Genomic DNA, 23,382 nt, shown 5'->3' with positions numbered 1-23,382 from the left:
ATTTAATTACGAACTTTTTTCTTTAAAGAATCAGAAAGGAGGGTTTTCGGTTTCGTCAAAACTGAAGAAGACGCACCGACTGAAAAGGAATCGATTGCCACGGTATCATAAGGCGCAGGAAGATCTGCATCAGGTTCCGGTTGCGATTTTCGGTTGCTTTTCTCACAGGAATATATCATAAAAAGAATTAGCAAAAAGAAAATGACTTTCAATCTCATGGATTTTTGATTTTAAACTCTGCAATAACAGGATAATGATCTGAAAGCTTTACAGAACGGTCGATTTGGTAACTGACCGGTTGCAAACTTTCTGACGCAAAGATATAATCTATTCTTATCGGAATTTTATAATCATGAAAACTGGTGCCGTTTCCATTTCCAACAGCTACGAAAACATCCTGCAATCCGGCTGAAAGTTGGTAATATTCATAAGAATTCGGAACCGCATTAAAATCTCCGGTCAAAATCACAGGATAGGGCGACTTCTGAATCACTTCCCGAATTTTTTCTACCTCGTCCTGATGCCTTTTGAAATTCGGAATCAGCTGTTTCAAAATATATTTTGATTTGGCTTTATTTTCTTCAAAATCATCTGCCGGTTTTACTTTCTGTTTCTCAAAAGAAAAAGGATGCAGATACACGGTTATAAAGCGGATGATTTGTCCATTAATTTTAATATCTGCAAAAAGAGCACTTCCGGGATAAGAATCCATTTCAATTTTTCCATGCTCGAGAATTTTGGATTTTGAAGTAACAGCCACAATATTATGATGGGCAGAATAGTCATATCCATTTACAGGAAACTCACCGCCAAATTCCTGAACTAAAACCACATCAGCATCCTGAGCTTTAAGATAATCCTGAGTTTCAACTAATCCATATTCCGTTCCTTTCACATTGATTGTGAGCACTTTCAAGTTTCCTGCTTCTGTTTTTTCACTTGTAAAATTTATCCATCTTTTCGCCGGTTGTAAAAGAAAAAGCGTAAGAAATAAGAACAAAAAAGCCCTTTTTTTCCAGCTGACAATCCATACGAGACACAATAAAAGGTGAAGAATAAACAACCCGGGAAATGCCAGTGACAGCAGATTGAGATAAGGGAAAATTCGTGGCGGAACGTAGGCATTCAACATGGTTCCGAAAAGCATCAACACCACTGCAAGATGAGCCAACATCAACATTGCCCGGAAAATCCTCATCTGAATCTGTTAAAATTTTGCTTGTTCTTCCAGTTTCTTATCCAGAGAAATCCGATTAACGCGCCGCCAAGATGAGCAAAATGAGCAATGTTATCGCCTTCAAACTGCCTGAATCCTAAGAATAACGATCCTAAAATTATGACGGGCAAAAGATATTTTGCTTTCACCGGAAAAGGGATGAACATGAAAAAGAGCTCGGCATTGGGAAACAATATCGCAAATGCCGTAACCACCCCGAAGATGGCGCCTGAAGCTCCTACCATGGGTGTAGAAAGCAAATTAAAAAGATGTTGCTCTGCGCCGGAAAGTGAATTATAATAGGCTGGATTAAAATTAAAAAAATCGGCATTGGCAAAAATCGCTGCCGGATTGATTCCTGATTCCAATAATGCATTTGCCGCTTCCTGAACCAGAAAATAATTCCAGATATTGTAGATGACAAAGGAACCAAGGCCACAAATCAGGTAAAAACTTATAAACTTCCTGTCTCCGAGAACTTTTTCTAAAACAGGACCGAAACTCAGTAAAGTGAACATATTGAACAGCAAATGCATCCAGCCACCATGAGCAAACATGTGGGTGATGATCTGCCAGATTTTAAAACTTTGGGAAAAAGGATAATATGCCGCCAAATGATACATCAAATTCGGCAGCAAAAAAGAAAGCAAAAAAACAATTACATTGATAATGATGATTGTTTTCGTAACGGGAGTGATATTTTGAAACATATTCTTTTTAAAATTTATTTTTGAGTTCTTCCAGCGGAAGTTCCGAAAAGCATCTTTTGCCATTGGGAAGGTATTCCGGGAAACCCAGTTCAGAAAATTCACGAATCAGCTGTTCTGCATCGATTTTGTAGATGAAATCAAACCGCGACTTGCTCTGTATCTTATTCCATTGGTTTTCATAGAAATTCATAAAATCATCCTCGGTCCGGTATTCCAGAATTTCAAATATATTTTCAAAAAATTTCATTACCTGCGTCTCTTTCAGGCCTTCCGGTACTGCATCAATCCTAAGGACATTTTCATGAGCGATTTTAATATCAAAACCCAAATCCGGCAGGTACTTTTTGATGGATCTGTATTTATTTTTCTCAATTTCATTCATGTGATATTCTAGGGAAAACAGCAGTGAACTGGAATTTCTGTTTTGTTTCTTGTTTTTATTTTTCTCTGAAACAATCAACCGGTGCATTCTTCCCAGATCCAACATCAGCGTTTTTTCACCTTTGTTGAAGAGCCAATATCCGTTCGGGAGCCTCATCAGATCTTCGTCAAAATCTTCATCTTCAAATAAATTGATTTTGGACGGAGCCGCTGAAATATTCTGATGGTACATTTCGGAAAGATTCTGAATTTCCGCTTGTTTCACCTTTTTTTCTTCCAGAAAAGGATTGTAATTTCTATCAACCACCACATCAGGCATTTTGAAATTTCCTCCACTGTTCGCTTTTGAAGCTTTAAACATTTCATCCACCTGCGGATCCCGATCAAAATCAAGGCTTGGTGCAATGTTATAAATTCCAAGAGATTTTTTAATGGTAGAACGGAACAAAGCAAAAATAAGATGTTCATCCTCAAACTTAACTTCTGTTTTCTGAGGATGAATATTGACGTCAATCTTACCCGGATCCAACTCCAGATACAGGAAAAATGTGGGAATATATCCGGGAAGCAGCAAGCCTTCAAACGCTTCCTGAACCGCCTTATTCAAATAAGGGCTTCGGAAAAACCTTCCATTCACAAAAAGAAATTGTTCACCACGCACTTTTTTGGCACCTTCCGGTTTTGCTACGTAACCGTTCAGTTGTACCCAACCCAAATCTTCTTTAATCGGAATGAGAAGTGGTTGCAATTTCCTGCCGAAAATCTCTAAAATCCGTTGAATTTGTGTTCCTTTTCTCAACTTGAAAACAGGTTCATCATCATGAAATAATGAAAACTCAACATTTTCATGCGCAAGCGCAACCCTTTGAAATTCATCAATAATATGTCGAAATTCTACATTGTTGTTTTTCAGGAACTTTCGTCTTGCCGGGACATTATAAAAAAGATTTTTGACCTGAAAATTGGAACCTTCGGCCGTTTGCACAGGTTCCTGAAATTGCAATCCGCCACCTTCGATATAGATGTTGGTTCCAATGACAACTTCGCTTTTCCGCGTTTTCAGCTCTACTTGCGCTACGGCTGCAATGGAAGCCAAAGCTTCGCCACGAAAACCTTTGGTTGCAATTTTGAAAATATCTTCTGTAGTTCGGATTTTAGAAGTAGCATGCCGTTCAAAAGCCATTCTGGCATCAGTTTCAGACATTCCGATTCCGTCATCCACTACTTGTATTAAATTTTTTCCTGCTTCCCGAACAATGAGTTCAATTTTTTGCGCCTTGGCATCTATGGCATTTTCCAACAGTTCTTTTACGATAGATGCAGGCCGCTGCACCACTTCGCCGGCGGCGATCTGATTGGCGACATGATCCGGTAAAAGCTGAATAATATCTGACATATCCTCCTAATTGCTACAAAAATACTCGAATTTTTTGGAAGTATTGTATTTGCCCAAAATAACAAAACGCAGCCAATCCATGATTGCTGCGTTTCGAGTACCCCAGACGGGACTTGAACCCGTACGTCCTTGCGGACACAGGATTTTAAGTCCTGCGTGTCTACCAATTCCACCACCAGGGCAAAGTAGAACAGAGCGAAAAACGGGACTCGAACCCGCGACCCCGACCTTGGCAAGGTCGTGCTCTACCAACTGAGCTATTTTCGCGAAAATTTCTGAATTTATATTCAGAAATATAAGATGTGCGGATGAAGGGACTCGAACCCCCACGCCTCTCGGCACCAGATCCTAAGTCTGGCGTGGCTACCAATTACACCACATCCGCAAGTGATAAAGAACTACTTTTCTTTTTTGTGAGTGCAAATATAATACAATTTTAGCTTTCCAAAAGAATTAAACGCGAAAAATATTTTTTTGTGATAATTGTAAGTTTTCATTCGCTTACTATTTTTCATTTTATTACTTTTACACTTTTAATAATAAAGGTATGGAATTACAAGGAACAGTAAAGAAAGTGTTTGAAACTCAAACTTTTGCAAGTGGATTTCAGAAAAGGGAAATGATTCTTCTTACCCAAGAGCAATATCCCCAACCCATCAGCATCGAGTTTCTTTCTGAGAAAATAAATCTTCTTGATAATGTTTCAGAGGGCGAACAAGTGAAAGTAGGCATCAATATACGGGGAAGAGAATGGACTGCGCCAGACGGTGTGACCAAATATTTTAACAGCATTACCGGTTGGAGACTGGAAAAAGTTCACGAAAACAGCAATGCAGAGCCTACCCAAGCCTCACCATCCTCCCAACCTTCCGCTTCATCCAGCAATGAAAACCCATTCTCTGAGGACGAGGATGATGATTTGCCATTTTAATTCATGCACACAACAATTTCAAAATCCTGCTTTTTCAAAAAAAGTAGGATTTATTTTTCGCCATGATTCAGCTTCAGAAGGATGAGATTTCATTTCCCGATCCTGCTTTCTATCATCCTATAGGTGGATTGATTGCGCAGGGCGGCGACTTATCTGTGGATCGCGTTCTTTTGGCGTATCAACATGGCATTTTTCCTTGGTACAATCCAGGTGAGAAAATTCTGTGGTGGTGCCCCGATCCGAGGTTTGTACTTTTCCCTGATGAATTAAAAATATCCAAATCGATGCGGAAAATAATGGCAAGAGATAGTTTCCGGTTTACTGAAAACAGGTGTTTTGCAGAGGTAATGCAACAATGCAAAAATACCAATCGAAAAGATCAAAATGATACCTGGATTTCTGATGAGCTGATCGAAACTTTTGTCCAATTGCACAACAAAGGAATTGCGAAAAGCGTAGAAGTGTGGCAGAATGACGAATTGGTTGGTGGATTTTACGGGCTGCAAATCGGAGATGTTTTCTGTGGCGAGAGCATGTTTTCAAAAGTGAGCAATGCTTCCAAAGCGGGATTTATCTATTTTGTGTCAGAACATCAGCACGAACTGAGCCTGATTGACTGTCAGGTGTATACCGACCATTTGAAAAGCCTTGGCGCAAGAATGATTTCCAAAATTGATTATTTATATTATCTCAAATCTACGCTATGAATCCTGAAAAAGAAAAATGGATTTTGCTTATTGTACTGACGCTTATCTGGGGTTCATCTTTTATTCTGATCAAAAAAGGACTGGAACATTTTGACCCTTATCAAGTAGGAGCTTTGCGCGTGCTGATTGCTGGAGTGTTGCTTTCGCCATTAGCCATTATTCACAGAAAAAAATTCCCGAGAAAAAGAATAAAATGGTTGGTTTTGGCGGCCTTTTCCGGAAACTTCATCCCGATGTTTCTTTTTCCTATTGCGGAAACGCAGATCAGCAGCAGTGTTGCAGGAATCATCAATTCCATGATGCCTATTTTCGTGATTATTGTGGGTGGATTATTCTGGAAATCTGCAACTACGGGAAGACAGATCTTGGGAGTCAGCATCAGTTTTTCGGGTGCGTGTCTGCTGATGTTGGGTTCGCAGGGAGAAACCGGAATCAAGTTTTTTCCCATCCTTTTATTGTTGATTGCTACCTTTCTTTACGCCATAAGTATGACTACGGTAAAAGCCAAGCTGAATGACATATCTTCACAAGTGCTATCGGGATTTGTGTTCTTCTATGTCCTTTTTCTGCCTTCTCTTTTGGCTCTTATATCGACAGGATTTTTCGGTGAATTTAAAGGAACATCTTCTGAATTTCTAGGATTGGGATATGTGAGTTTGCTTTCTATCTTCGGAACCGGACTGGCCATGCTGCTGAACTATCGGCTTTTGAAAATTTCAAGTCCATTATTCGCTTCTACCGTTACTTTGCTAATGCCAATAGTTGCGGTACTTTGGGGCGTTTTAGACGGCGAAAGACTTACGGCCATTCAGTTTACCGGCGGACTGATTATTATTGGCGGATTGATATTTTTGAGGAGCAAGCCAATAAAACAGTGAGGAAGAAAAACAAAAAACCGAAGCACAAATACTTCGGTTTCAATATAAAATAAAATTTACTTCTTTTTAGTCTTAGATTTTTTCACCGCTTCTTTGATGTAGGGATATTTTTTTCCCATATCTTCCACGATGGTGGCGTCTAATTCCAAGGCATGATCTAAGAATTTCTTGCCTTTTGCTGAATCTTTTAGATGGTACCAGCAATTGCTCATTTGGTAATATAATTCCGCTCTGTGATGCAGGATCACGGCTTCTTCCAAAACCTCCAGTGCATCACTGAATTCACCCAAAATCATGAGAACTTCAATGTACGCATACCAGTTGTAGAACAAATCGGGTTCTTTCTGAACCATTTTTTTCAGGCACTGTTCACTTTCTTCCATTTCTCCCATCTGAATACTGAGATAAGCCAGACGTTTCAGAAATTCAACATTATTCTCGTTGTAAGAAGCCGCTTCTTTTGCAAAATGCAAAGCCTCTTTCATTCCACCAAGTTCTTCGTAAACAATACTTTGCTCTATCATCGCATGATAAAACTGAGGATCTTCAATCAGCGTTTTCTGGAAATGTGCAAGCGCAGGAACCAGTTGTTTCAATTCTTTGTAACATAGTCCTATTTTATAAAATGTGAAAGCTTTGGTATGTTCCAGTTCCAACATTTCTTCATACACTTTTATCGCTTTCTCCCAGTCTTTCAGTGCTTCGTAACAAGCTGCCTTATTTCCGTAAACACCTACAGCACCGGAATTGATGGCCAGCAAATAATCAAATCCCTTGATGGCTTCTTCGTAATTTTTTCGGTTGTAAAAATATTGTCCGTATTCATACCAAGCGGTTTCTGAGAAAGGAAACTGATCCAGATAATTGTTCAGAAAGCTCAATGCTTCTTCATATTTTTTCAAACTATAGAAACAATGAAGGCAGTTTTCAAATGAATATTCATCATTCGGATCAAACTTCAATGCTTTTTTGTAGTTTTTTAAAGCGTTAAACGGGTCGCCCAGATTGACATATTCGTCTGCAATAAAATTGTGCAGGAAATTTTCTTCTTCTCCTAATGCCAAAGCTTTTTCGCAATAAGCGATTGATTTTGAAGGATTTCCAAGATTAGAATAATATTTGGCACAGCACACCAGGAAATCGGTATGTTCTTCAGAAGCATGTTTCAGTTCATCAATAAGATGTTTGGCCTGATGATAGTCTTCCAATTCCAAAAGCACCTCCAGCTTTTTAATTTTAATTTCGGTAGACTGAGGATGGATTTTCAACCCATATGTCACCGCAAGATCTGCGTAGGAAATATCTCCCAGCTCCAGATAATAGATAATGATGTCTTCTAATTCTTCGGTATCGAAATAAAATTCATCATTGTTTTCAATCATTTCTTCGAACTTTTTAGCAAGTTCATTGTCAAAAAAATCTTCCAATAGTGTATCTCAAAGTCTCTTCAATGCAGGAAAAATATATCCCAACTTTGAAAAAACATATAAATTATAAATTATCCTTTAGCTATCTTCACATAAGCGTTCTTTAACTTTTCCGCAAAAGACCGGCTGTTAAAAAGATTCAAATAAACTGACTAAATATAAATAAAAAAATCTAAATCAAACTTTTTATTTTTGCAATCATATCATCGCCTAATTGATCCGCTTCTTCCTGAGATTTGGCTTCAGTATAAATTCTGATAATCGGTTCAGTATTTGATTTTCTAAAATGAACCCAGCTTTCAGAGAAATCAATTTTCACGCCGTCTACGGTAGAAATCTCTTCATTTTGATATAGGTTTTCCATTTTTGTTAAAAGTTCATCTACATTAATTTCTGGTGTCAGTTCTATCTTCTTTTTGCCCATGAAATAAGCAGGATAGGTGGTCCGAAGTTCGGAAACAGTCTTATTTTCATGAGCCAAATGCGTTAAGAAAAGTGCAGCTCCCACCAAAGAATCTCTTCCGTAGTGAAGGTCAGGATAGATAATTCCTCCGTTTCCTTCGCCACCAATAACGGCATTTTTCTCTTTCATAAGGGTTACAACATTCACCTCGCCAACAGCACTTGCAAAATATTCGGAATTGTGCTTTTCAGCGACATCCCGCAACGCACGGCTGGACGAAAGATTGGAAACAGCAGCACCTTTTTTATGTTTCAAAAGATAGTCTGCAACCGCAACCAGAGTGTATTCTTCACCGAACATTTCTCCGTTTTCATCAATGATCGCTAATCTGTCCACATCGGGATCCACCACGATTCCAAGATCAGCTTTTTCTTTTCTCACCAGTTCGCAAATGTCGGAAAGATGCTCCTTCAGCGGTTCGGGATTGTGTGGAAAATGACCGTTGGGTTCACAATATAATTTCACCACTTCACAACCCAACTGTTCCAGAAGCGGCGGAATAGAAATTCCTCCAGTTGAATTCACAGCATCCAGCACTACTTTGAACTTCTTCGCTTTCACGGCTTCAGCATCTACCATCGGCAAAGCCAGGATTTTACTGATGTGAATATCGAATCCATCAGAACGGGTTTCATATTTTCCTAAATCATCAACTTCAGCAAAATCAAAGTCTTCATTATCTGCAATTCGCAGCACTTCCGCACCATTTTCGCCATTGATGAATTCACCGTTTTCGTTCAGGAGTTTCAGCGCGTTCCATTGTTTTGGATTATGGGAAGCAGTAAGAATAATTCCACCGTCTGCATTCAGTTCCGGTACCATCACTTCTACTGTTGGCGTTGTAGAAAGTCCGAGATCAATAACATTTATTCCCAAACCCTGAAGCGTACCTGTCACCAGAGAGTTCACCATTTCACCGGAAATTCTCGCATCACGACCAATCACCAAAGTAAGATTTTCTTTGTTATGATTCCGCTGAAGCCACGTTCCGAAAGCTGCAGCAAATTTTACGACATCTACGGGAGTCAGGTTATCATTTACTTTTCCGCCAATGGTTCCGCGGATGCCGGAAATGGATTTAATTAATGACATAATTCTCTCAAAATTTAGGTATTAGATTTTTTTTAATTGCTGCAAAAATACGAATTAATCCGTTTCTACGAACAGCATTTGCTGCTACAGCCATTGTCATTATCCTTAAATTTCTTCGGTGAAAAATTCTTTTTAAAGATTTTGAAAATGGAATAGCAAGCTGCCAAAACCAAAACCGCTATAATGATATATTGTATTAAAAGTGATGTGTCCATTTCATTTGAATTTTGATTATTTAAAAAACTGGTAAACTAAAAAAGCTGCGATATAGGCCAGTCCGGTCATTCCCACCAGTTGAAGGGTCGTCCATTTGATGCTGCGGGTTTCGCGATACACCACAGCAATAGTAGAGACGCACTGCATGGCAAAAGCATAATATACCAATACGGAAAGTCCCGTCGCCAGCGTAAAAACTTTCTCGCCATTAGGTTTCACGTCGTTTCTCATTTTTTCTACAATCGGGCCTTCTTCCACATCATCATCCAAGCTGTACAAAGTGGCCATGGTTCCTACAAAAACTTCCCTTGCTGCAAAGCTTGAGATAATAGATACTCCCATTTTCCAGTCGTAGCCTAAAGGCGCAACAACAGGTTCTATCGCTTTCCCCATTTTTGCCAGGTAAGAATCATGAAGATGAACATCGGTAGCCACATACTGATCAGGATTTTGTTTCGGGCCTAAGTAACTCAGAAACCACAGAATGATACTCACTGCCAAAATCACCCTTCCTGCTCCGTTGATAAATTCCCACACCTTTCCCAACATCAGCTTGAAATCATATCCGAAAAGGGGCTTCTTGTAAGGCGGAAGTTCCATAATCAGGAAACTTTTGGTTTTTTGCTTAATGGTTTTTTTTAGAATTAAAGCAGAAACCAGTGCCGTAACGAATCCCAGCAGATACATGCCTAATAATGCAATGGCACGATAATCAATACCCATAAATTTCTTCGCGGGAATGACCAAAGCGATGATGATGGTATACACCGGAAGCCGCGCTGCACACGTCATAAAGGGCGTTACCAGAATGGTAATGAGTCTTTCTTTTACATTTTCAATATTTCTGGTGGACATAATTGCCGGAATAGCACACGCTACTCCGGAAATTAACGGAACAATACTTTTTCCGTTCAGTCCAAAAACCTTCAACCAGCGGTCCATTAAAAAAACTACTCTCGCCATATATCCGGAATCTTCCAGCAAATAAAGAAAATATAATAATATTCCGATCTGAGGCGCAAAAATGACTATTCCACCAATCCCGGGAATAATTCCGTCGCCGATGAGGCTGCCGAGCGGGCCCTCAGGAAGGATATTTTTTACATTTTCAGCGAGCCAAGCAAATCCCGCGTCGATCCAGTTCATTGGATATTCTGCCATGAAAAACACCATCTGGAAAATAAACAGCAAAATAACCGCAAAGAAGACATATCCCCAGAAAGGGTGAACTAAAAGTTTGTCTGCTTTTTCGGTAAGAAGCTCTTTGAACTGTGGTTTTTTCGTAATTACTTTAGGAAGAATTTTATCAATTTCCTGATACCTTCTGATGGTTTCCTGTGTTTGAAGCCTTTTCGGAACAATACATTTTCTGTCATGATCCGTCAGCTGTTCATGTACCGATTCTAGTTTTCCTAAGTATTTTTCAGACGATAGAAGTGTCCAGACTTTGTAAGGGTTTTTCTCATTTGCCTGAGAAGAAATCCGGTGCACAATTTCTTTTTGCTCCAACGGAATTTCAAAAGAAATACTTTCAGATTTTGTAAAGCAATTTTGGTGAACTGCTTCGCGCAATTCGTCCAGGCCTATTTTTTCTTTGGCATTGGTCTGGATTATTTTGGTATTCAGCTGCTGTGAAAGAAGTTCAAAATCAATATGAATTCCTCGTTTTTCCGCTTCATCAATCTGATTTACCACCAATAAAAGCGGTGTTCCTAAATCCTGAATTTGCTGGAAAAGCAACAAACCTCTTTTCAGGTTCATAGCATCCAGAATATAAATCGCACCTGAATATTGATTTTGCTCTTGTATCAAGAATTTTGAAAAAATCGCTTCGTCTTCAGAGTCGGGATAAATGCTGTAAGAACCCGGAAGATCTATAATTTCTATCTCGCGCTCTTTATAAACATACGTCCCGGAATGGCTGGCCACAGTAACTCCGGCGTAGTTTCCGGTTTTCTGTTTTTTGTTGCAAAGGGCGTTGAAAATAGTTGATTTTCCTACATTGGGATTTCCTACCAAAAGGATCTGAGTACGGTTTTTTGCCATTTTCATTTTTTAAAAACCTCCGTATTAGCGGATCTGTTCTACAATTAAATATTCTGCTTCTTCTTTCCGAAGCGCAATTCTGCTGTTTTCTTTACCAAACTCAATATATAACGGCCCGCCGAACGGAGCCTGATACAAAATTTTAAAAATGGTTTCCGGCAGCAGTCCCATCTCGATAATCTTGTTGGGCATCATCAGTCTATTGTTGTCATAATCTAGAATTTTCCCAGATTGGTTCAGTGGAAACCTGCTCATTTTAATGAAGTTACTTCTTTTCACATCGTACATTTTTCATTGGCAAATATACGTTATTTAAATTGAATCTAAATAAGATTTTAGCGAATAAATTGCTGTTTTCCATAGCAAAAAGAGGCGTCCGAATTGGCAGCCTCTTTTAATATAACTAAATATGGAATGTTATTTCTTTTTCTTCGTATCCGGAATCTCAATGGGATTATTATTGCTTCCAAAGAAGTCTTTTAACAATTTTTCTTGTTCTTTCATCATTTCGCCAAACGTTTTGCTAGATCCGGGCATGGTTCTGTTCAGGAATTCCGGTGTCATGTAAGGTCGTGCTTCCGCTAATGGATCTGCTTTGAAATTCTCGTAAGATTTAGTAAATTTTTCCTTCGTGGTAGCTACCGCAGTGTTGCTCATGCCATATTTGGTATTGGCTTTCTCTGCAAAAGAAAATTCTTCCCAGTTCTCTACATTTTTATTTCCTTGTAATGTCCATGAATAATTTTTTCCGTCATCCTCTACTTTCACGATAAGGCCGGGAAGTCCGTGAAATTTATAAGGTCCATCCTGAAAAGGCAGTTCGGTGGAGAACCACGCTGTCCATTTTCTGCCGCCAAATTCAGTGGTTGCTTTTTGAGTATTGTAAGCACCAATTTTTTCTTTATCAGGAAGTATTTTCCAATTAAAAGTAACTGGATCGTCATATTTGAACAGTTTGGTACTGATTCTATCCATATAACTAACCGTCATATCCGGGTACGTTTTATAAATTTTAAACGAAAACTTGGGCATCTTAATGCTTTTGGACATGTCTTTCCAGGTGCCGCTTTTCTCCATGGCTTCTATTTCCATTTTGATGATCGAATCCTGTGCTGGAACGGTGAAATCCTGATAAATGGATTTATCCTTGGTAATATCAAGGCTTGTCATTACTTTTTCGGTTTCCGGCTTTTCTTTTTTCGGCTTAAAAGTAAGTTCATAGAAAAATCTGTTTGCTGTTTGTTGCGCATTCAGTGCTAAAAATGACAAAACAAGGAATGTAGAAAGGTATTTTTTCATTGAATTTTTATGTTGAGTTCTTTCAATTAGTACGTTATTTTATGGATTTGTTACACTATTAATAGAGATTGAGCTCTATTCTGTTGTTGTTCTTTTTTTCGTTTTCCTTCACAGATTTTTCCATCATTTTTGCCATTTCATTCATATCCGAAATTTCTCTCCCGTCGGCAGTTCTCATACGGATGACGGTGCTTACATTGGAGCCTGAATTGTTCATCATCTGGCGCATATTTTTAGCGGGATCTTTCACATAATCGCGGTATACCTTGGTAAACTGTGCTTCGGATACCGGTATTTCCTTTTCCATGAGAATGGGAATTTCAGTATTGGCATCTGAAATCTTAGCCTGAGGCAGCGTTTTATTTCCGGCCAATGCCATTATATGAGAACCCGTATTGTCTTCTACATGCACAATAAGTCCCGGCAATCCATAAAATTTATAGGGCCCGTCCTGAAATGGCAATTCCTGAGAAAACCACGCAATCCAACTTCTTCCACCAAATTCGGCAGTCGCTTTTTGGGTTTTATATTTCCCGATCTGTTTCACTTCAGGGTCTATTTTCCAGTTTATTTTTTCATTTTCAGAAATTTTATATCGGTCTCTTCCTACTCTTTCATGAAGAAAAATAGTATATTCAGGATAATCTTTGGTCACTCTATAACCGATGCTGTTTCTTAAATTATTTCGGCTGGTAAAGTTAAAATTGCCGCCACGTCTTCCGGACATTTTGCTGATTTCGGCCTGCATGATAGAATCCGCTTCAAGTTTCCCCATACTTTGATACACGGATCCTTTGGCGTCTATGTCCAAAACCATCAATTCTTTTTTAATAGAATCTTTCTCGTGGATATTGGGAATGAAAGTGTATTCATAAATAAAACGGTTCACCTGAGCGAAGGCCAGCATAGGAATACACAATAACAGCGTGAGGAAAACTTTCATATCGTACGGTTTTTAAGATTACGGATTGGATCTCAAGGATTATTTAAAGTTAAATTTCACGGTGAACATTACTTGGCTTGGTCGAATTTTAATGCGTTGTAAGGTAATATACGTTGCACTGTCGTTCAGCGTTTCAAATGTTTTCTGATTGGCGATATTCATCCATTTCAGTTCAAAATCGATTTTCTTAGAAGCCCATGCAAACTGATACGTCAGGTCATAAAACCCATTATTATACTGCTCTCCCGCCTGCGAATAATTAATCTGATCCCAGTTCAGCGCAATAGAATGATTTTCAACAGGGAAGAGTGTCAATCCTAGATTATGGTTGTACTGCGATGATGTCGTTTTCCCGAAAATACTGGTGTTGGAACTCCATCCTTTTGTGAAATTATAATCCAGTGTCATCCAGGAAAAAAGCGCATTATTCAGTTTGAAAGAGAGATTTTGTGCATCATTTTCGTTCACGAAGAAAGTTCCGTTTCTGAAGTTATCGGAAGAATTATCAGAATTTCGGAAAGAAACCGAAGCGTTGGATTTGAACTTAGGAAAGTATTTTCCAATTTCCACACTTGCCGTATTTCCTGTACTGGAATTGTCCATCAGCCTGTATTTCATTCCTCCGAAACCCGTTCCGTCATCTTCAAAATCTTCGATCAAGTTTCTGGTAGATCCCGATAAACTATAATTTACGTTAAAGAAAAGATTGTTCAGTGGATTCCGGTATTCTACACGGGCTCCTACTCTTCTGGCTTCCCTTTCCAAAATAGGATTATCAGCATCCATCGCATTCAGGAAGGTAGGATTGGTCATAATAAAACCTGAATACAGATTATCAACAGATGAAAAACTGTTGCTCATATTTCCTGAAACCGCCGCTTTCCAGAAGGAAGCGAAGGAATACTGGATAAAACCTGAAGGTTCAAACGTCACTCTTGTGAAATCCTGATTCACCATTCTTTCCTGATCTTCCGCCTGAATGTTGTTTAAATTAACCGGCAACTGTATTCCTACGGACCAGTTTTCGTTCTTAAAATTCACGCCCAGTCCCGCATAAGGAACCGTATTGATAAATTTCAAGTCGTTCTGGAATTGGTTTCCAAAAGTGCTTACAAAACTATTCTGAACTCCAAAAAGCTCCGAATCCAATCCGTTTCTGGAATATTTCAAACCAATCTCCGGGGTGAAAGTCCAGAACTTTTTAGTAAATCCCATGGTTGCAGAATGATTGGCTTCAAAAGTGGTCAAGTTAAATTGTTGCCGCACCTCATCAAATCCCGGTGCAAGTCCGGCAAAATATGAAGCGGGAATCAGGCGCAGTTCCTGATGATCATCCTGATATGATATATATGACATTACATTTACCATTCTGGATTTCCAGGGAATAATGGTGCTGAGAGAGTTGACAAAATTGGTTGTAGGAGATTCCACAGACTGTCCGGAATTCCGGCCTGCAGCACCTACAGCGATATTGGCAGTTGCGCGATCTGCATTCCAAAACTGATTGAATGTCGTCGTGTTTTTGAAAAATCCCTCTTTGGCATTCTTACTGAAAACCATCTCACCCTTTGCGCGGTTAGTGTACAATCGATTGTCTCTATAAACTGTGGAACGAATGTCCAGTTGCTTATTATACTGCTCGCTGTAGGATTCTCTTTCAACAGCATTATTCGTATAACTGGCGTTGGCTTTCAGTTCCCATTCCTTATTTTTAAACGGATTGGTCAAAATATTGGCTGACAGAAAATGCACATTGTTCATTAAATATCTTTTTTCCGGAAGATTGGGGATAGATGCTTTTTCCACGCTCAACCAACCGGCCTGAGATGCGTTTCCTCTTCGTCCTTCCCAACGGTTTCCGAAAGCAAAAATATTGCCTTCATTTTCTACCGTTTCGCCCATATTATTGGTCTTATAATTGACGACCCACTGATTTTTTTGTCCGAAAAACATCGGAGTAAGTTTTATATTCCACAAGGCCGGATCTGCAATTCCGCCGCCTACTTCTCCTCTGCCCGTCATGGTGACTTGCTTTTTCAGCTTAATATTAATTGCCGCCTGATCAGAAGGAACTTTATCCTGAAGGATTTTCACCGGTTGGTGATTTTCAAGAACCTCAACTTTTTGTACAGCATCTTTGGGCAAGGCATTATTCACCACTCCATATCCGCCTTCCATAAGGTCTTTCCCGTTCACATAAAATTTGGAAAGTGGCTGTCCTTGATACAGAATAGAACCATCTTTGTTCACTTCGATTCCAGGCATTCGTTTCAGAACATCTGCCAAAGTACGATCGTTTTTCGTATCAAATGACTTCAGGTCATAACTGATAGTATCTCCTTTTTTGGTAATCAGTCTCGTTTTTAGGCGCACTTCCTCTATTTCGGTGGCCTGTAAAGAAAGCGTGAAATCCAGGTTTTGCGTACTGTTCTTGATACTTTTGGTTGTGGTTTGATGATTAAAAGCTTTTACCTTCAGATCTACCTGCGCTTCAGAACTCGTAAAAGTTACTTTATATTCGCCTTTTGAATTGGTAATAGCATAAGCGATAATAGCATCTTTGCCGGGCTCTTCCACGGTTACACTGGCATTAGCCACCCATTCTCCATCGGTGTTTTTTACTTTTCCGGAAACGCTTTGTTGCGCATATACGAAAGAAGCGACAATAAAAAGAATAAGAAAAGAAAGTCTGGTGATCATGTAATTGTTTCAAAGATTAGTAACTTCCTCAGCTGAATTGTTACAGCCAAACTGCACATCATCGGGGTAATGAAAAAAATCAATGACTAATGTTGATTATGATGAAAATAAATTAATAATTTTGCTCACAAATTTTAAATAAAATGGGAATCATCCTAAGTCCAATTGATGTAGTGGAAGACATTTCCAGAGAAGATTTCTATGAGAATTATCTGAAGAAAAGAAAACCTGTTGTAATTCGGAATATGGCCAGAAAATGGCCTGCCTATCAGAAATGGACTATGGATTATATGAAGGAAATGGTAGGAGATATTGAGGTTCCTTTATATGATTCTTCCAAAGCAGATCCTGCGGCTCCCATCAATACTGCAGCGGCAAAAATGAAATTCACCGAATATATCGACCTTATCAAAGAAACGCCAACGGATTTGAGAATTTTTTTCTTTGATCCCATCAAAGCGGCTCCCCAATTGCTGAACGATTACATTTTCCCGAAGGATCTCATGGGTGGTTTTCTTGATAAATATCCCAGCATGTTTTTCGGCGGTAAAGGTTCTGTCACTTTCATGCATTTTGATATTGATATGTCGCATATTTTTCATACCCATTTTAATGGAAGAAAACATATTCTGCTCTTCGACTATAAATGGAAAGAACGCCTGTACAAACTTCCGTTCGCTACCTATGCATTAGAAGATTATGATATAGAACATCCTGATTTTGAGAAATTTCCCGCATTAGACGGCATTGAAGGCATCGAATGTTATTTGGAACATGGCGATACTCTTTTCATGCCTACAGGATGGTGGCACTGGATGAAATATCTGGACGGCAGTTTCTCCATTTCGCTGCGTGCCTGGGACAAAAGCTGGGCTGTAAAAGCGCATTCTCTTTGGAACTTAACTGCACAAAGAGGTTTTGATAATTTCATGAAAGCAAGATTCAAGGGAAAATATATGGACTGGAAAGAGAAAAAAGCGATTGAGCGTGCCCATCGTGCATTAGCCAAAGGCCTTCCGAAACGCTAAAACCAATTCTAAAGATCTTGGATAGTCATCAGGATAATCAATAGTAAAGCGACTAAAGAAATCAGAAATGCGTAGAGTGATTCTGATTTTTTTTTGAACCCTTCTCGGATCCACAAAACACCAAAAAGAACCGTGAGCACCGGCACCAAAAAGAACACAGGAATTGCTGTCATTTCATACAACGCTCCGAATATAATTCCCGCTACTCCTGGAATTATCAGCTGAAACTGCCACATTACTATTATAAACAAAATATAAAGCAGCGCCAGAATGCTGATTAAAACTTTGATTTTCATGATACTAAATAACAAAAAAACTTCCGTTGCCGAAAGTTTGTTGTGAATTCTAGTTTAGTCATTCAGTTTCAATACCGCCATGAAAGCAGATTGCGGAACTTCTACCCGCCCGATCTGTTTCATTTTCTTTTTTCCTTCTTTTTGTTTTTCCAAAAGCTTTCTTTTTCTGGAAATATCACCACCGTAGCATTTCGCAGTAACATCTTTTCTTAATGCTTTAATGGTTTCTCTGGCGATCACTTTTGCTCCCAGTGCGGCCTGAACGGCAATATCAAACTGCTGTCTCGGGATCAATTCCCGGAGTTTCTCACACATTCTTTTACCGATGTAATAGGCGTTACTATCGTGAATCAGTGATGAAAGCGCATCCACCATATCGCCATTGATCAGAATATCCATTTTCACCAACTTGGAAGCACGGAAACCGATCGGATGATAATCGAAGGATGCGTAACCTTTAGAGATAGACTTTAAACGGTCGTAAAAATCAAAAACAACTTCTGCCAAAGGCATGTTGAAAACCATTTCCACGCGATCTGCTGTTAAATAGTTTTGCGTAACAATTTCGCCCCTTTTTTCGATACATAGCGTCATTACAGGACCCACGAAATCAGATTTTGTAATGATGGAAGCTTTGATGAAAGGTTCTTCAACGCGATCGAGTAACATTGGATCAGTCATTTCGGACGGGTTATTGATGAGGATCACTTTCTCAGGATCTTTTTTGGTATAACCATGATAAGAAACGTTCGGAACCGTGGTGATCACGTCCATATTAAATTCTCGGTCGAGTCTTTCCTGCACGATCTCCATGTGCAGCATTCCTAGGAATCCACAACGGAAACCGAAACCCAAAGCGGCGGAACTTTCCGGTTCGAAAACCAGAGAAGCATCGTTAAGCCTTAGTTTTTCTAGAGAGAATCTCAATTCTTCAAAATCCTCTGCTTCAATAGGGTAAATTCCTGCGAAAACCATCGGCTTTACTTCTTCAAAACCCTCAATAGCAGCTGCAGCACCATTTTCATAAGTGGTAATCGTGTCGCCCACCTTTACTTCGCGCGCATCTTTAATACCGGAAATAATATAGCCTACGTCTCCGGTTTTTATTTCCTTTTTTGGTGCCTGTTTCAGTTTCAGCGTTCCCACTTCATCTGCTTCATACATTTTTCCGGTGGCCATAAATTTAATTCTCTGGCCCTTTTTGATGCTTCCGTTCACTACTTTGAAATAAGCCTCAATACCGCGAAACGGGTTATACACAGAGTCGAATACAAGCGCCTGAAGCGGTGCGTTCTCGTCGCCGACTGGTGCCGGAACTCTTTTTACGATCTGCTCCAGCAATTCATGCACTCCTTCTCCGGTTTTCCCGGATACCCGCAGTACATCCTCATATTCGCAACCGATAAGTTCCATAATCTCGTCCGTCACCTCTTCCGGATTGGCAGAAGGCAGATCAATTTTATTAAGAATCGGGATAATGGTCAGGTCGTTTTCAAGCGCGAGGTAAAGATTGCTTATGGTTTGTGCCTGAATGCTTTGCGCTGCATCCACGATGAGCAATGCGCCTTCGCAGGCTGCAATAGAACGGGAAACTTCGTAAGAGAAATCTACGTGTCCGGGTGTATCGATCAGATTCAGAACATAGTGTTCGCCATTCAATTCATAATCCATCTGAATGGCGTGGGATTTTATGGTGATGCCCCTTTCTTTCTCCAGATCCATATCATCTAGGGTTTGAGACTGCAACTCCCTCTGTGTGACTGTATTGGTATACTCCAACAGCCGGTCTGCAAGTGTTGATTTCCCGTGGTCGATATGAGCAATAATGCAAAAATTGCGTATGTTTTTCATCTAAAATATTAAGTAGTTTGCAAATTTAGTGTTTTTCGTCTGATTGTTATAAAAAAAGACAACCTCTGCATTGTGATGCAAAGGTCGTCCAAACATTTAAAAAAATAAACTATTATGGTCGTCTGCTCTGGCTATTCGCCCCGTTATTGTTTCTTGGGTTTCTGATTCCTGAAGATTCGGTATTAATTTTCCGTGTTTCTCCGCTGTTTCTCATTTCTCCTGTTTTCGTCGGCCTTCTCTGCTGATTATCAGACTTACGATCGATTACTCTGTTTCTCATTTTTCCTTCACTCTGAAACATTTCTAACACCTGTTGCGGTTTTACTACTTTCTGAAACTTCTCAGCATATTTCTTTCTGTTATTCAAGAGTTCCTGTCCTACGATGAAACTTTTTTCGAGTTCAGCTTTAGCTTCCTGATCCGTCATGGTATTGTAATTGGGGTTGGGCTGAAACTTGCCTTTTATTTTGGTTTGGCTTTCCTGATATTCGTCGTACAGCGTTTTGAACTCTTCCTGCTTCGCTTCCGGAACTTCCAACTCATCGATCATCATTCTCTGCCTGAATGTTTTCAAAAGGTTAATTTTTTCTTCTGAACTCATTTTATTGATTAGTTCCTGTCGTTGCTCCGGCTTCATGGAACGCCAATTTTTTAGGTCCTGAGCCTTCAGGAATCCGATAAATCCTATCAATGCGATGCTGATCAAGTTTCTTACTATTCTCATTTTTTACCGATTCTCAGTTAATTATATAAATCTAAGTAAATATCTTGTTCTGTATTCTGTGCCAGCGAGGCAATTTCTTCTGCCGTCAATACATCCAGAATCTGTTCGATCTGCTGTGCTCCGGTGAAAGTTATTTCCGCTCGTTGGTCGGGTATCTCCTTGATTTTTGTTGCGGGTTGTTTTTCTTTTTGATGAACCTCAGCTGCGATAGTTAAATCGTTTGCTAATGCGATATAATTTTCAGTTTCCGGTTTCGGCATATTCTGGATTTGGGTTGGAGGGTTTATCGTTTCCCGTATATCATTATTTCTAACAATATTATTAGCTTCTTCTGAAGGAATGCTGCTAAAAAGCCAGGCCGCACCTGCTAATAAAACCAATGAGGCTGCTGCATACCACCAGTTTCCGTTGGTTTTTCTCCCAATCTGTGGCTGCTGCTGATTTTGGTTCTCAGAAAAATCTTTCATTACATTTTCCTGGATCTTTTCAAAAAAATGATCTGGTGTTTTGTAAATGTTTTTTCTCTCGAGTTGTTCTATATCTAAATGTTTCATTTTGACAACTTTATTCTTGATAATTTTCTTTTATGTAGCTTTCTATTTTCTGTTTTGCGTAATGATAGTTGGTTTTCAAAGTCCCTACTGACATGTCCACAATATTTGAAATTTCCTCGTAAGGTAAATCGTCATAATACCTCATCATAAATACCAGTTTCTGCTTTTCAGGCAGTGTTTGTATCGCTTTTTGCAACAGCACTTGAATTTCGTCGGCTTCTGTGGAAATGTTATCCGCCACCATGTTAACGAGGTGATATTCAGGATCTTCATCCGTTCTGTTCATTCTCTTGAGCTTATTGAGCTGTTGCAATGCTTCATTGGTAGCAATCCGATAAAGCCAGGTATAGAGCTTACTTTCCTGCTTAAATTGATGAAAATTCTGGTATACTTTGATGAAGGTGTCCTGTAAAACATCCTGAGCCAAATCGTGATCCACAATCATTCTTCTGATATGCCAGTACAATCTGCTTTGGTAGGTATCCATCAAAACCCGAAGCCCTTTTTCCTGACTTCGTTCTTCCTGCATCATTGCAATAATTTCAGCGTCGGTTATCTTCATACAGATGCTTCATTCTTTGGATGGACAATATAATTAAAAGTTAAAAATTATTACTCCAATTTTTAGTCCAAAGCGTGAAAACAGTATATTTGTGTCTATGAACATTGTTATTATTGGTTCTGGAAATGTTGCTTATCACCTGTCGAAAGCTTTTACTCAGCAGGATATCCCGATTTCTCAAATCTTCGGGAGAAATGACGAAAAACTTCAAGGAATTTCGGAAGAACTGGGCATTCCTTATTCCACACATCAGCTAGCGGAGGCAGATCTTTACCTCATTGCGGTGAGTGATCATGCTATTGAAGAAGTGTCAGAATTGATCAAGAATCCAGAAGCTTTGGTGGCCCATACCTCAGGATCGCTTCCGAGAGAAATGCTGAAAGGCCCTTATCGAAAAGCTTGTTTCTATCCCCTACAAACTTTTTCGCTACATCAGGATTTGGATTACCGGAAGATTCCTTTTTTTCTGGAAGCGGAAAATGAAAACGATTTGGACTTGCTAACAACCCTTGCAAGTTCCATTTCTGATAACGTGATGGAAAGTTCTTATGAAAAAAGAAAATACATTCATCTTACTGCGGTTTTCGCCTGTAATTTTGTGAACCATCTTTTTGCCAGAGCACAGGAAATATCGAACTCTCAGGAGATCCCATTCAGTTATTTTTTACCTTTGATTCACGAAACCGTAGATAAAATAAACACTCTTCCGCCGAAAGATGCACAAACCGGACCTGCTGTCAGAAATGATTTCAGAGTACTGCAGCTTCACGAAAAATTACTAAAGGGAACTCCACTTGAAATTTATAAAACTTTGAACCAGTCTATAAAAGAAATGTATGAGCTATAAAGAACGTTTAAAAAATATAAAAGCATTTGTATTCGATGTGGACGGTGTTTTTACTGACGGAAGCGTCTATCTCCTGCCGGAAGGAAACATGTGCCGTGTTATGAATGTTTTAGACGGTTATGCGGTGGTGAAAGCGGTAAAAAACCAATATCCGATTGCCGTGATTACAGGGGGAGATGATCCGGGCGTGAAGCACAGAATCCAGTATCTGGGCATTCAGGATTATTATCCCAAATCGGCTGACAAGCTGGTTGATTTTGAACTTTTTAAATCCAAATATAATTTGCGGAATGATGAAATTCTGATGATGGGAGATGATCTACCCGATCTGGCGATGATGAGAATGGTGGCTATCGCTGCTTGTCCTGCGAATGCAGTTCCCGAAGTGAAGGCGATTTCGGATTACATTTCTCCCGTTTTTGGAGGCCATGGCGCGGTAAGAGATGCCATTGAACAGGTGATGAAAATACAGGGAAAATGGCATGAAGACAATACCCAGTCGGTTTAAAATCTCCTCTAAAAGAACACTGATCTGATGAAACTTCTCCTTGCTTCCCAGTCGCCACGCCGTAAAGAACTCCTGCACAAATTGGGATATGAATTTGAGACGGTATCGCTGAACTGCGAGGAAATATATCCAGAAGATATGGATGCCAATGCTGTTGCCGGATATTTGTCTGCTTTGAAAGCGCAGTCGTTCCGGATTCTCCAAAACGATGAAGTGTTGCTGACCGCGGATACCATTGTTGCTTTGGATCAGGAGATTTTAGGCAAACCCCAGAATGCTGAAGAAGCTTTTGAAATGCTGATGAAACTTTCGGGAAAAACACATCAGGTATTCACAGGAATTACGGTTCGTACTGTACATGAGCAAAAAACAGCAACCGATGTCGCTGCGGTGAGTTTCAAAAATATTACTCCCAATGAAGCGCGCTGGTATATTGAACATTTCAAACCTTTCGACAAAGCCGGAAGTTATGGTATTCAGGAATGGCTGGGCATGGCAAAAGTTGAAAGAATTGAGGGAAGTTATTACACCATTATGGGCCTTCCCACTCATCTGGTTTACAGCCTGATCAACGAAATTCAGCTTCATTAATTCTTCGGAATCAAAT

Annotated in this window: 23 protein-coding genes and 3 tRNA genes; 7 read left to right on the top strand and 19 right to left on the bottom strand. The window is 39.5% G+C overall.

All coding sequences use genetic code 11. The features are described from left to right. Positions 1-2 precede the first annotated feature (2 nt). From DQ356_RS04695 to DQ356_RS04665, 7 genes are all read right to left on the bottom strand, one after another. Complete coding sequence (locus tag DQ356_RS04695; protein ID WP_114303316.1) at positions 3-218, bottom strand: hypothetical protein; 216 nt, start codon at positions 216-218, stop codon at positions 3-5. Next, positions 215-1,198: an endonuclease/exonuclease/phosphatase family protein gene (locus DQ356_RS04690; protein ID WP_114303315.1), complete on the bottom strand. Its 984-nt coding sequence runs from the start codon at positions 1,196-1,198 to the stop codon at positions 215-217. The genes DQ356_RS04695 and DQ356_RS04690 overlap by 4 nt, the downstream gene beginning before the upstream one ends. After that, a complete protein-coding gene (locus DQ356_RS04685; protein ID WP_114303466.1) occupies positions 1,195-1,926 on the bottom strand; it encodes a rhomboid family intramembrane serine protease in 732 nt (243 codons plus the stop codon). Before DQ356_RS04685 ends, DQ356_RS04690 begins: the two co-directional genes overlap by 4 nt. 7 nt (positions 1,927-1,933) lie before the next feature. Further along, positions 1,934-3,703 (bottom strand): DNA mismatch repair endonuclease MutL, encoded by a 1,770-nt coding sequence (mutL, locus tag DQ356_RS04680; protein ID WP_114303314.1) that lies wholly within the window; start codon positions 3,701-3,703, stop codon positions 1,934-1,936. Between the two features lie 98 nt (positions 3,704-3,801). Further along, positions 3,802-3,885: transfer RNA gene (locus tag DQ356_RS04675), tRNA-Leu, on the bottom strand. A 12-nt stretch (positions 3,886-3,897) separates the two neighbouring features. Next, a tRNA-Gly gene (locus DQ356_RS04670) sits at positions 3,898-3,970 on the bottom strand. A 36-nt stretch (positions 3,971-4,006) separates the two neighbouring features. Beyond that, positions 4,007-4,088, bottom strand: a tRNA-Leu gene (locus DQ356_RS04665). Between the two features lie 162 nt (positions 4,089-4,250). On the opposite strand from DQ356_RS04665, the gene DQ356_RS04660 reads away from it, so the two are divergent. The 3 genes from DQ356_RS04660 (at position 4,251) to DQ356_RS04650 (ending at position 6,219) form a co-directional block, all read left to right on the top strand. Then, a complete protein-coding gene (locus tag DQ356_RS04660; protein ID WP_114303313.1) occupies positions 4,251-4,634 on the top strand; it encodes a DUF3127 domain-containing protein in 384 nt (127 codons plus the stop codon). Between the two features lie 62 nt (positions 4,635-4,696). Further along, positions 4,697-5,341 carry a leucyl/phenylalanyl-tRNA--protein transferase gene (gene aat / locus DQ356_RS04655; RefSeq protein ID WP_114303312.1) on the top strand — a complete coding sequence of 215 codons (645 nt, stop codon included), beginning with the start codon at positions 4,697-4,699 and terminating at the stop codon, positions 5,339-5,341. After that, positions 5,338-6,219: a DMT family transporter gene (locus tag DQ356_RS04650; RefSeq protein ID WP_114303311.1), complete on the top strand. Its 882-nt coding sequence runs from the start codon at positions 5,338-5,340 to the stop codon at positions 6,217-6,219. The genes aat and DQ356_RS04650 overlap by 4 nt, the downstream gene beginning before the upstream one ends. A 56-nt stretch (positions 6,220-6,275) precedes the next feature. Here DQ356_RS04650 and DQ356_RS04645 read toward each other — a convergent pair whose 3' ends face one another. From DQ356_RS04645 to DQ356_RS04615, 7 genes are all read right to left on the bottom strand, one after another. Continuing rightward, the gene (locus DQ356_RS04645; protein ID WP_114303310.1) at positions 6,276-7,646 is read right to left on the bottom strand and encodes a tetratricopeptide repeat protein; all 1,371 of its coding nucleotides are present in this window, start codon (positions 7,644-7,646) and stop codon (positions 6,276-6,278) included. Between the two features lie 172 nt (positions 7,647-7,818). After that, complete coding sequence (gene glmM, locus DQ356_RS04640; RefSeq protein ID WP_114303309.1) at positions 7,819-9,201, bottom strand: phosphoglucosamine mutase; 1,383 nt, start codon at positions 9,199-9,201, stop codon at positions 7,819-7,821. 231 nt (positions 9,202-9,432) lie between these two features. Then, on the bottom strand, positions 9,433-11,469 hold the full coding sequence (feoB, locus tag DQ356_RS04635; protein ID WP_114303308.1) for a ferrous iron transport protein B: 2,037 nt from the start codon (positions 11,467-11,469) through the stop codon (positions 9,433-9,435). 18 nt (positions 11,470-11,487) lie between these two features. Then, the gene (locus tag DQ356_RS04630) at positions 11,488-11,718 is read right to left on the bottom strand and encodes a FeoA family protein (RefSeq protein ID WP_114303465.1); all 231 of its coding nucleotides are present in this window, start codon (positions 11,716-11,718) and stop codon (positions 11,488-11,490) included. A 162-nt stretch (positions 11,719-11,880) separates the two neighbouring features. After that, on the bottom strand, positions 11,881-12,762 hold the full coding sequence (locus DQ356_RS04625; protein ID WP_114303307.1) for a GLPGLI family protein: 882 nt from the start codon (positions 12,760-12,762) through the stop codon (positions 11,881-11,883). A 58-nt stretch (positions 12,763-12,820) separates the two neighbouring features. Continuing rightward, complete coding sequence (locus DQ356_RS04620) at positions 12,821-13,705, bottom strand: GLPGLI family protein (protein WP_114303306.1); 885 nt, start codon at positions 13,703-13,705, stop codon at positions 12,821-12,823. Between the two features lie 39 nt (positions 13,706-13,744). Then, the gene (locus DQ356_RS04615; protein WP_185123766.1) at positions 13,745-16,405 is read right to left on the bottom strand and encodes a TonB-dependent receptor; all 2,661 of its coding nucleotides are present in this window, start codon (positions 16,403-16,405) and stop codon (positions 13,745-13,747) included. A gap of 143 nt (positions 16,406-16,548) precedes the next feature. On the opposite strand from DQ356_RS04615, the gene DQ356_RS04610 reads away from it, so the two are divergent. Continuing rightward, positions 16,549-17,433 carry a cupin-like domain-containing protein gene (locus DQ356_RS04610; protein ID WP_114303305.1) on the top strand — a complete coding sequence of 295 codons (885 nt, stop codon included), beginning with the start codon at positions 16,549-16,551 and terminating at the stop codon, positions 17,431-17,433. A gap of 8 nt (positions 17,434-17,441) precedes the next feature. On the opposite strand, the gene DQ356_RS04605 is transcribed toward DQ356_RS04610, so the two are convergent. From DQ356_RS04605 to DQ356_RS04585, 5 genes are all read right to left on the bottom strand, one after another. Continuing rightward, on the bottom strand, positions 17,442-17,729 hold the full coding sequence (locus DQ356_RS04605; protein ID WP_114303304.1) for a hypothetical protein: 288 nt from the start codon (positions 17,727-17,729) through the stop codon (positions 17,442-17,444). Between the two features lie 54 nt (positions 17,730-17,783). After that, positions 17,784-19,580, bottom strand: coding sequence for a translation elongation factor 4 (lepA, locus tag DQ356_RS04600; protein WP_114303303.1), 1,797 nt, complete (start codon positions 19,578-19,580; stop codon positions 17,784-17,786). Positions 19,581-19,692: 112 nt separating this feature from the next. Continuing rightward, the gene (locus DQ356_RS04595; RefSeq protein WP_114303302.1) at positions 19,693-20,304 is read right to left on the bottom strand and encodes a hypothetical protein; all 612 of its coding nucleotides are present in this window, start codon (positions 20,302-20,304) and stop codon (positions 19,693-19,695) included. A gap of 17 nt (positions 20,305-20,321) precedes the next feature. Further along, positions 20,322-20,858, bottom strand: a complete 537-nt coding sequence (locus tag DQ356_RS04590; RefSeq protein ID WP_114303301.1) for a hypothetical protein — start codon at positions 20,856-20,858, stop codon at positions 20,322-20,324. Between the two features lie 10 nt (positions 20,859-20,868). Further along, positions 20,869-21,420 carry an RNA polymerase sigma factor gene (locus tag DQ356_RS04585; protein ID WP_114303300.1) on the bottom strand — a complete coding sequence of 184 codons (552 nt, stop codon included), beginning with the start codon at positions 21,418-21,420 and terminating at the stop codon, positions 20,869-20,871. Positions 21,421-21,517: 97 nt separating this feature from the next. On the opposite strand from DQ356_RS04585, the gene DQ356_RS04580 reads away from it, so the two are divergent. The 3 genes from DQ356_RS04580 to DQ356_RS04570 are packed head-to-tail and all read left to right on the top strand — an operon-like array spanning position 21,518 to position 23,366. Beyond that, on the top strand, positions 21,518-22,267 hold the full coding sequence (locus tag DQ356_RS04580; RefSeq protein WP_114303299.1) for a Rossmann-like and DUF2520 domain-containing protein: 750 nt from the start codon (positions 21,518-21,520) through the stop codon (positions 22,265-22,267). After that, entirely contained in the window at positions 22,257-22,775 is a 519-nt protein-coding gene (locus DQ356_RS04575; protein WP_114303298.1) for a KdsC family phosphatase, read from the top strand. Before DQ356_RS04580 ends, DQ356_RS04575 begins: the two co-directional genes overlap by 11 nt. 27 nt (positions 22,776-22,802) lie before the next feature. Next, on the top strand, positions 22,803-23,366 hold the full coding sequence (locus DQ356_RS04570; RefSeq protein WP_114303297.1) for a Maf family nucleotide pyrophosphatase: 564 nt from the start codon (positions 22,803-22,805) through the stop codon (positions 23,364-23,366). Positions 23,367-23,382 lie beyond the last annotated feature (16 nt).

It is taken from the genome of Chryseobacterium lacus (assembly GCF_003336205.1).
Classification (GTDB): Bacteria; Bacteroidota; Bacteroidia; order Flavobacteriales; family Weeksellaceae; genus Chryseobacterium_A; species Chryseobacterium_A lacus.
The sequence above is the reverse complement of the archived record's forward strand: the minus strand, read 5'-3'. Positions and strand labels throughout refer to the sequence as shown.